The following is an 8,160-nucleotide window of genomic DNA, read 5'->3' on the forward strand; positions in this document are numbered from 1 at the left end:
GCCCCACCGGGGCTGCCCCTCCTGCCGCCGCTGCCACGCGGCGACCAGCCCGCGTAGCGGTCGACCCTCGGACGCTAGCGCGGGGCCCGCGGGACGCGGTCCAACGCGATCCCGAAGTGGGCGCGATAGGCGGCCAGTGCCTCGTCGTCGGTGAGCGTCAGCTCGCTGCGCTCGCCCGCCGGGGTGGTGGTGATCAGGCGGTTGCCCGCGATGGTCACCCGGCCGCCGTCGGCGGTGAGCATCGAGCAGGTCGTCGAGCGGGTGAACGGGGAGTCCGGCGAGGTGGCCTGCCACCAGCAGGTCGGACGGAAGTCGGCGAGCTCGTACGGGCGCAGGCCCAGGCGGTACTGCGGTGTGCCGTCCATGAGGACGTCCAGGTCTCCGTGCGCGCCGGCCGGAACGAGGGCGAACGCGCCGTGGGCGTCGGCCTGTTCGCCGCGCCCGTCGAGCCGCAGCGGGCGGCGGCTGAAGCGGCCGAAGCCGACGTCGACCAGCCACGGCTCGTCGAGGTCCACCCGCAGCGCGAGGTGGTCGAACGGCGGGCCGGGCCGCTCGCCGTCGAAGACGCGGGCGGCCAGCAGGCTCACCCGGTAGCCGAGCGAGGTCAGCAACTCGGCGAAGAGGCCGTTGAGTTCGTAGCAGAAGCCGCCGCGGCGGGCGGTCACGACCTTCGCCACCAGGGCGTCCGGGTCGAGGACGACGGGCTCGCCGAGGTGGATGCCCAGGTTCTCGAACGGGACCGCGCGCAGGTGCGCGAGCTGGAGCCGGGCGAGCGCCTCCGGGGACGGCGCGCCGGGCTCGGGGACGGCGATGCGGTCGAGGTAGGCGGACCGCTGGGCGGCGGTGAGGCCGCCGTACGGCTGCTCGGTGCGTGGCGCGTGATCCATCCGACCATTCCACCCGGACGCGGGCCGGTCGGCCATCGTCTATTGGTCCTACGCCCTCGGCACCACCGGCGCTGTTCCTGCTGCCGCCGCTGCCTCCGCCGGCGCGCGAGAAGCCGGGCCGGCCGACTTCCCGCGCAGCGGGCGCCGACTAGCCCGCGTAGCGGTAGACCTTCGAGTCCCGGACCTGGAAGCCGGCCCGCTCGTAGAGGCGGTTCGCGGCCTCGCGGGACGGCCGGGAGGTCAGGTCGAGGGTCCGGGCGCCGGCCTCGCGCGCCAGCCGCACGGCCTCGTCGGTCAGGGCCGCGCCGACGCCCTTGCCGCGCGTCCCCGCGTCGACGACCACGTCCTCGATCCGCGCCCGCAGGCCGGACGGGAGCGGGGACAGCACCAGGGTCAGCGTGCCGACGATCACCCCGTCGAGGCGGGCGACCAGCAGCGTGTTGGAGTCGCAGGCGACCAGGTGGGCCAGCGCCGCACGGTCCAGCGGGTCGGCCGAACCGGACAGCTGCGGGAGCAGGCCGGCGAACGCGGCCACCAACTCGTCGGTCGTCTCCCGGACGACCTCAACGTCAAGACTCATGGTGCTGGACCCTAGCCGCGCCGTCCGCCGGGTGCGCCGCTTTCCCGCGCACTGGCCGCGACGTACCGGTGAACTGGCCGAATTCCGTTGCAGGAAACGCCAGTTGACCGCCGCACCAGTCCACCCTTCACAGTGCGCGGGCCGCCGCCCTGAACCGGTACGCGGTGGCGGACGGGTCCTGGGCCGCGAACAGCACGGCGAGCAGGTGGTCGACGGCGGCGGCGTCCAGGATCCGCAGCAACGTCGTGAGTTCGGCCTCGGGCGCGTCGGCGAGGAGCTCGTCCGCGCGGGCGAGGACGAGGAGCAGCCGGGGCGGCGGCCGGTCCGGCTCCCCGGCGGGGTGGAGGGCGTCGCCCAGGCACTCCTCGAAGGCGTCCCAGTTGTGGCCGAAGTACGAGGGGAAGTCGAGGGCGCGCGCCCAGGCGGTGAGCAGGCCGGCCTTGGTGCGGCAGTCGCCGCCGTCGATCACGACCCGGCGGACGTCCCCGGCGGGGACGCGGGCCAGGCCCGCCCACGGGTGCCCGGGGAACAGGTCCCACCGGGCCCCGGCGAGCAGTCTCTCCGGCGGGCTGGGGTGCGTCACGACGATAGCTCTACCGCCCCGCCCGCCGCCACCGGACTCCGCCGCGCCGGGGGCTCACCCGGCCGGCCGACGGGCCCGGCGCGGCGACGCCTCGACATTCGGGAAGGTGTCCGGACGGACGTCCGAAAACGCCACCGCCCCGAGTGGGAGGTCGGCGGATCCGACTTTCCACGACGGGGCGGTACGCGGTACCGGGTCGGCCGGGCGGGAGCCCGGCCACGCGCCGGTGATTACTCGACGATGCCGGACTTGGCGATGGTGATCTTGGCCGAGGTGCGGCCGCTCTGCGAGCCCTTGGACTCGATGAGCTTCACGACGTCCATGCCCTCGACGACCTCGCCGAAGACGACGTGCTTGCCGTCCAGCCAGTTGGTGGCGATGGTGGTGATGAAGAACTGCGAGCCGTTGGTGTTGCGGCCCGCGTTGGCCATCGAGAGCTGGCCGGCACGGGTGTGCTTGATCTCGAAGTTCTCGTCCGCGAACTTCTCGCCGTAGATGCTGCGGCCGCCGGTGCCGTTGTGGTTGGTGAAGTCACCGCCCTGCAGCATGAAGTCGGGGATCACGCGGTGGAAGCCGGAGCCCTCGTAGCCGAAGCCGTTCTGGCCGGTGGCGAGCTCGCGGAAGTTGCGGGCGGTGACCGGAACGACGTCGTCGTACAGCTTGAAGACGATCCGGCCGGCGGGCTGGTCGTCGATCGTGATGTCGAAGAAAACGTTGGAAGCCATGCAGGGATCATGGCACGACCGACGGTCCGACGCGCGACACCCCCGACGGTCCGGCGCGCGACACCCCCGACGGGCCGCCCCTCACCGCCGCCCCTCACACCGCGTCGTCCGGTACCGCCCCGCCGTACCGGGCGCGGACGTTACGATCGGGGTCGGCGTCGAGCGGGGCGGGCGTTCGATCGCGGCGACGGGGTGGGCGGCATGCGGATCGGTGAACTGGCCAGGCGCACGGGCGTGAGCGAGCGCTCCCTGCGCTACTACGAGAAGCAGGGCCTGCTGGCCCCCGAGCGCACCCTGGGCGGACACCGGGACTTCCCGGACGGCGCAGTGGACCGGGTCATCCTCATCCAGGAGCTGTTCGCGGCCGGACTGCACAGCCGCAAGATCTACGAGATCCTCCCCTGCATGCGGGACGCCGACGGCGGCCCGAACGAGATCGCCACCCCGCTCCTGGTCGAGGAGCTCACCGCCGAGCGGGAGCGGATCGACCGGATGATCGCCGACCTGGTCCGCTCGCGCGAGGTCCTGGACGAAGTGATCCGGACCGCCTCCGGCCGCCCGGCGCTCGGCCCGGCCGGGCGCGAGGCGCGCTAGCGGGTCCCGTCCGGCGCCCGGCCGGGCCCGGGCTCCTTCAGCTTGCGCCAGACCGTCTCCAGCGCGGCGATGTCGGCGTCGTCGAGCCGGTCGTCGAAGACCGGCGCGAGCACCGCCCGCCGGGTCGCGTCGGCCTCGGCGAACACGGCCCGGCCCTGCTCGGTCAGCTCGATCCGCACCGAGCGGGCGTCCGAGTCCGAGGCCGAGCGGGCCACCAGCCCGCGCCCGGCGAGGGCGTCGACCACCCGGGACACCTGGCTGCGGCTGAGCATCGTCTTCGCCCCGAGGTCGGAGGCGGCGACCGGCTCCCGCTGCCCGTTGAGCCACAGCATCACCTCGAACCAGGACAGCGGCAGCCCGTGGACCCGGGCGAGCTCCCGGTCCACCCGGGCGGCCAGCGTGGCGCCGGCCCAGACCAGCCCGTAGAAGGCGTGATCGCGCTCCGGCAGCGGGCCCAGGGTGAGGTCGGCACGGTTCATGCCGTTCATCGTACCGAGTTGCGTGCGCATGCACAGATTCCCCGGGCAGCACCGGCGCCGGTCGGTAGCATCACCGGCATCGGGCGCCCGCACACGGCGTGCGACCGGGGAGGGGCGGGACGATGGACGACACGGCGGGCCGGATCGGGGTCTACCTGGCGCACCCGCGGCCGGGCAGCTTCAACCACGCGCTGCACGACGCCGTCGTGGCCGAACTGCGCGGGCGCGGCTGCGACGTGCGCGCCCACGACCTGTACGCGGAGGGGTTCCCGGCCCTGCTCACCGCCGAGGAGACCGGCACCGTCGCCGCCGCCGACGCGCCCGCCGACCCGCAACTCGCTCTGCACCGCGCCGAAGTGGCCACCCTCGACGCCCTCGTCCTGATCCACCCCAACTGGTGGGGCATGCCGCCCGCCGTCCTCACCGGCTGGGTGCAGCGGGTGCTCGCGCCCGGCGTCGCGTACAAGCTCGGCACCGCCGACGGCGAACCGGCCGGGCTGCTCCGGGCCGGCCGGGCCCTGGTCCTCAACACCTCCGACACCCCGGAGGAGCGCGAGCGCACGGAGTTCGGCGATCCCCTCCAGCGGATCTGGGCCGCCTGCGTCCTCCCGTACGTCGGCGTCACCGACGTCCGCCGGACGGTCTTCCGCACCGTCACCGACGCCCCCGCCCCGACCCGCGCCGCCTGGCTCGACCGGGCCCGCGCCGAGGCGGCAGCCCTCCTGCGGTGACCGGGCGGGCACGGTGACACGATGGACGGATGCTCCTCGAAGACTCCTCGCACCGGCTCGACCTGCGGCCGCGCGGCTACCAGTTCGGGACGGCGCGCGGTGAGGGCTTCGACGACAACTGGCTGGTGATCGCCGGCGCCGCGGCCGTGCCCGAGGGGACGTGGCGGTTCGTCGAGGCGTGCCTGACCACCTGGGAGGCGCGGGGGATCTCGCGGTGGCTGCGGGCCGCCGCCGACCCGGCCCTCAGCCCGGGTGCGCTCGACTTCACCGAGCCGCTGCTGACCTTCGGCCTCGCCGCGGAGCAACCCGCGGACGGGCGGCGGCTGGTGCGGGTCCGCTTCGCGCTGGAGGCCGCGCCGCCGTGGGTGGACCTCGACGACGAGGACGACGAGGACGACGGGGACGGGGACGACGAGTGGCCCGGCCACACCGCCGAGTTCCTCCTCGCCCCCGCCGAGCTCCGCGCGGCCGCCGACACCTGGGACGCCGAGCTCGCGCCCTTCCCCGAGCGCTGAGCCCCCCGCCCGGGCTCAGGCCAGCTCCGGCTCCAGCTCCAGCTCCAGCTCCGCCACCGCGTCGTCGCCGCTCGTCTCGCCGGTCGGCCGGAAGCCCAGCCGGGCGTAGAACTCGGCGGGACCGTCAGGCCCGGGGACGTACGTGACGGTGACGCGGGTGCCGCCGCGGCGGCGGACCTCCGCGCACACCTGCTCGACCGCGAAACGCCCGTAGCCGCCGCCCTGCCGGTCGGCGTCGACGAGCAGGCGCCACAGGCCCGAACGCGGCCGGTCCCCCGCCTTGTCGGGGTGGAACGTGATGTCGAAGAAGGCCATCACGAACCCGACCGTCCGCTCGCCGTCGAAGATCAGCCGGGGCCACGCGGTGTCGCCGTGGACGTACGCCTCCGCGAGGGACTTCACCACCGGTGAGACCAGCCGCTCCTGCTCCGGCCGCACCCGCAGGGCGAGGGCGGCGTCGAGGTTGGCCGGGGTGACGGGTTCGAGGCGCAGGTCGGAGGACACGGCCGTCAGACTACGAAGCGATCGCCCCCTCGTCGCCCGGATTTCGACGGGCCCGGCGTCAGCGCGTGAACACCAGCGAGACGTTGTGCCCGCCGAAGCCGAACGCGTTGGTGAGCGCGACCGGCACGGCCCCGGTGCGCGGCGCGCCCGCGACGACGTCGAGCTTCACCGCCGGGTCGAGCCGCTCCAGGTTGGCGGTGGCCGGCACGATCCCCTCCCGGACGGCGAGGACGGCCGTGAGGGCCCCGAGCGCGCCGGCCGCCCCGAAGAGGTGCCCGGTGAGCGACTTGGTGGCGGTCACGGCCGGGTGCAGCCCGATCGCCTCGGTGACCGACTCCGCCTCGGCGAGGTCGCCGATCTGGGTGGACGTCGCGTGGGCGTGGACGAGGGCGACGTCCTGCGGGGCGAGCCCCGCCTCGGCCACCGCGCGCCGCATGGCCCGGACCTGTCCCTCGGCCGCCGCCGCGGTGATGTGGTGGGCGTCGGAGGTGACCGCCGCGCCGGCCAGGGCGGCGTGGGTGCGGGCCGCCCTGGCGGCGGCGAACTCGGCGCGCTCCAGGACGAGGACGACCGCGCCCTCGCCGATCACGAAGCCGTCCCGATCGACGTCGAACGGCCGGGAGGCCCGGGTGGGTTCGTCGTTGCGGGTCGAGTGGGCCTTGGCCTGGGCGAAGCCGGCCATCGGGAGCGGGCAGATGCAGGCCTCGGCGCCGCCGGCGACGACGACGTCGGCGCGGCCGAGCCGGATCAGGTCGAGGCCGAGGGCGATCGCCTCGGCGCCGGAGGCGCAGGCGCTGACCGGGGTGTGCGCCCCGGCCCGCGCGCCCAGCTCGATGCTGACCCACGCGGCCGGGCCGTTGGCCATCAGCATGGGCACGGTGTGCGGGGAGACCTTGCGGACGCCGGAGGCCTCCAGCACGTCGTCCTGCGCGAGCATGGTGACCGCGCCGCCGGTGCCGGTGCCGATGACGACGGCGAGGCGCTCCGGATCGACCTCCGGCGAGCCCGCGTCGGCCCAGGCCTGCCGGGCGGCGATCAGCGCGATCTGCTCGCAGCGGTCCAGCCGCCGGGCCTGGACGCGGTCCATCACCTCGGACGGCTCGACCTTCAGCCGGCCGGCGATCCGGGCGGGCAGGTCCGCGGCCCAGGCCTCCTCGATGGCCGCGATCCCGGACTGCCCGGCCAGCATCGCGGCCCAGGTCGAGGGGACGTCCCCGCCGAGCGGCGTGGTCGCCCCGAGACCGGTGACGACCACCTGACCGGCGCCGGCGGCACCGCTGTCGGCATTCATGAAATCTTTCCCCCTACGTTTATTGAGAGGCCACAAATCGAAACCGCTCTCCGCGCCACGGGGCCCGGAGAGCGGTCGAACCCTGTGCCACTCTGACAGGGGATTGAGGGATCTTCAGAGGCCGGAGGGCACCGATTCGGGTACGGCCCCTTTGTAGGTTTCCCTTAGTTTGCGAGGTCGGCGAAGTCGGTCCCGCGACCGACCGCCTCCCACGCCTCGACCTCCTTGCGGGCGCGGTCGAGCTGCCCCAGGACCCCGTCGACGGCGTCGCTGCCGAGCGCCAGCCGCAGCGGGGTGTGCTCGGCGTCCAGCGCGGCGAGGATCGCCGCGGCGGCCTTGGCCGGATCCCCGGGCTGCTTGCCGTCGGAGTCCGGCAGGCCGGTGCGGACCGGGCCGACGACCGCGTCGTAGGCGGCGATCGGGGTGGCGTGCGCGAGGGCGCCGCCGCCGGCGAAGCCCGTCCGGAACGCACCCGGCTCGACGATCAGCACCTTCACCCCGAACCCGGCGACCTCCTGCGCCAGCGCCTCGGACAGCCCCTCCAGCGCGAACTTGGTGGCCGAGTAGGCCCCCACGCCGGGGAACGAGAACCGCCCGCCCATGCTGCTCATCTGCACGACCGCCCCCGAGCCCTGCGCCCGCAGGTGCGGCAGGACGGCCCGGGTGAGCGCGGCCGGCCCGAAGAAGTGCAGCTCCATCAGGTCCCGCAGCTCGCGGTCGGCGTACTCCTCGACGGCGCCGATCAGGCCGCGCCCGGCGTTGTTCACCAGGACGTCGATCCGGCCGAACCGCTCCAGCGCCTCGGCGACGACCACCGGGATCCGCTCCGCGTCCGTCACGTCCAGCCGCACCGGCACGACCCGCCCCGGGTGCGCGGCGACCAGCCCGTCCAGCGTCTCCGGCCGCCGGGCCGCCGCCACCACGCTGTCCCCGGCGGCGATCGCGGCCTCGGCGATCGCCTGCCCGAAGCCGGAGTTCGCCCCGGTGATCAGCCAGACCCGCCCGGTCGCCCGCTTCTCGTTGCTCATTCCCCATGCCCTCCGCATGCCGTGCACCACAAGGAAGTTGACGATCATTTATACGCCAGGCCGACGGCCGGCGGCCGGGCCGCCCCGGAAACGCCGGAGCCCCCGGCCGATGGGGATCGGCCGGGGGCTCCCGGAGCTTCGAGGTCGTTGCGCGTTACGGCAGGTTGCGGGCCATGACGATGCGCTGGACCTGGTTGGTGCCCTCGTAGATCTGCGTGATCTTCGCGTCGCGCATCATCCGCT

Annotated in this window: 12 protein-coding genes; 3 read left to right on the plus strand and 9 right to left on the minus strand. The window is 74.6% G+C overall.

The features are described 5' to 3' along the window. Positions 1 to 74: 74 nt before the first annotated feature. The 4 genes from AB0C76_RS34230 to AB0C76_RS34245 form a co-directional block, all read right to left on the minus strand. The gene (locus AB0C76_RS34230; RefSeq protein ID WP_359973155.1) at positions 75 to 887 is read right to left on the minus strand and encodes an arylamine N-acetyltransferase; all 813 of its coding nucleotides are present in this window, start codon (positions 885 to 887) and stop codon (positions 75 to 77) included. Positions 888 to 1,035: 148 nt separating this feature from the next. Continuing rightward, on the minus strand, positions 1,036 to 1,467 hold the full coding sequence (locus tag AB0C76_RS34235; RefSeq protein ID WP_359973156.1) for a GNAT family N-acetyltransferase: 432 nt from the start codon (positions 1,465 to 1,467) through the stop codon (positions 1,036 to 1,038). Positions 1,468 to 1,594: 127 nt separating this feature from the next. Further along, complete coding sequence (locus AB0C76_RS34240; RefSeq protein ID WP_359973158.1) at positions 1,595 to 2,050, minus strand: barstar family protein; 456 nt, start codon at positions 2,048 to 2,050, stop codon at positions 1,595 to 1,597. A 230-nt stretch (positions 2,051 to 2,280) separates the two neighbouring features. Next, a complete protein-coding gene (locus AB0C76_RS34245) occupies positions 2,281 to 2,775 on the minus strand; it encodes a peptidylprolyl isomerase (protein WP_359973160.1) in 495 nt (164 codons plus the stop codon). Positions 2,776 to 2,976: 201 nt separating this feature from the next. Here AB0C76_RS34245 and AB0C76_RS34250 point away from each other — a divergent pair, with 201 nt between their 5' ends. Then, on the plus strand, positions 2,977 to 3,369 hold the full coding sequence (locus AB0C76_RS34250) for a MerR family transcriptional regulator (protein ID WP_359973162.1): 393 nt from the start codon (positions 2,977 to 2,979) through the stop codon (positions 3,367 to 3,369). On the opposite strand, the gene AB0C76_RS34255 is transcribed toward AB0C76_RS34250, so the two are convergent. Next, positions 3,366 to 3,848: a MarR family transcriptional regulator gene (locus tag AB0C76_RS34255; protein WP_359973164.1), complete on the minus strand. Its 483-nt coding sequence runs from the start codon at positions 3,846 to 3,848 to the stop codon at positions 3,366 to 3,368. The genes AB0C76_RS34250 and AB0C76_RS34255 overlap by 4 nt on opposite strands. A gap of 122 nt (positions 3,849 to 3,970) precedes the next feature. On the opposite strand from AB0C76_RS34255, the gene AB0C76_RS34260 reads away from it, so the two are divergent. After that, positions 3,971 to 4,579 (plus strand): NAD(P)H-dependent oxidoreductase, encoded by a 609-nt coding sequence (locus tag AB0C76_RS34260; RefSeq protein ID WP_359973166.1) that lies wholly within the window; start codon positions 3,971 to 3,973, stop codon positions 4,577 to 4,579. Between the two features lie 29 nt (positions 4,580 to 4,608). Further along, positions 4,609 to 5,094 carry a hypothetical protein gene (locus AB0C76_RS34265; protein ID WP_359973168.1) on the plus strand — a complete coding sequence of 162 codons (486 nt, stop codon included), beginning with the start codon at positions 4,609 to 4,611 and terminating at the stop codon, positions 5,092 to 5,094. A 15-nt stretch (positions 5,095 to 5,109) separates the two neighbouring features. Here AB0C76_RS34265 and AB0C76_RS34270 read toward each other — a convergent pair whose 3' ends face one another. The 4 genes from AB0C76_RS34270 to AB0C76_RS34285 all read right to left on the minus strand — a co-directional run. Further along, entirely contained in the window at positions 5,110 to 5,598 is a 489-nt protein-coding gene (locus AB0C76_RS34270; protein WP_359973170.1) for a GNAT family N-acetyltransferase, read from the minus strand. Between the two features lie 58 nt (positions 5,599 to 5,656). Next, positions 5,657 to 6,889 (minus strand): beta-ketoacyl-ACP synthase II, encoded by a 1,233-nt coding sequence (locus AB0C76_RS34275; RefSeq protein WP_359973173.1) that lies wholly within the window; start codon positions 6,887 to 6,889, stop codon positions 5,657 to 5,659. 164 nt (positions 6,890 to 7,053) lie between these two features. Beyond that, positions 7,054 to 7,917: an oxidoreductase gene (locus AB0C76_RS34280; protein ID WP_359973175.1), complete on the minus strand. Its 864-nt coding sequence runs from the start codon at positions 7,915 to 7,917 to the stop codon at positions 7,054 to 7,056. 154 nt (positions 7,918 to 8,071) lie between these two features. Then, a partial coding sequence (locus AB0C76_RS34285; RefSeq protein ID WP_157846636.1) for an acyl-CoA dehydrogenase family protein occupies positions 8,072 to 8,160 on the minus strand: 89 nt, incomplete at its 5' end.

It is taken from the genome of Kitasatospora sp. NPDC048722, assembly GCF_040650235.1.
Taxonomy (GTDB): Bacteria; Actinomycetota; Actinomycetes; order Streptomycetales; family Streptomycetaceae; genus Kitasatospora.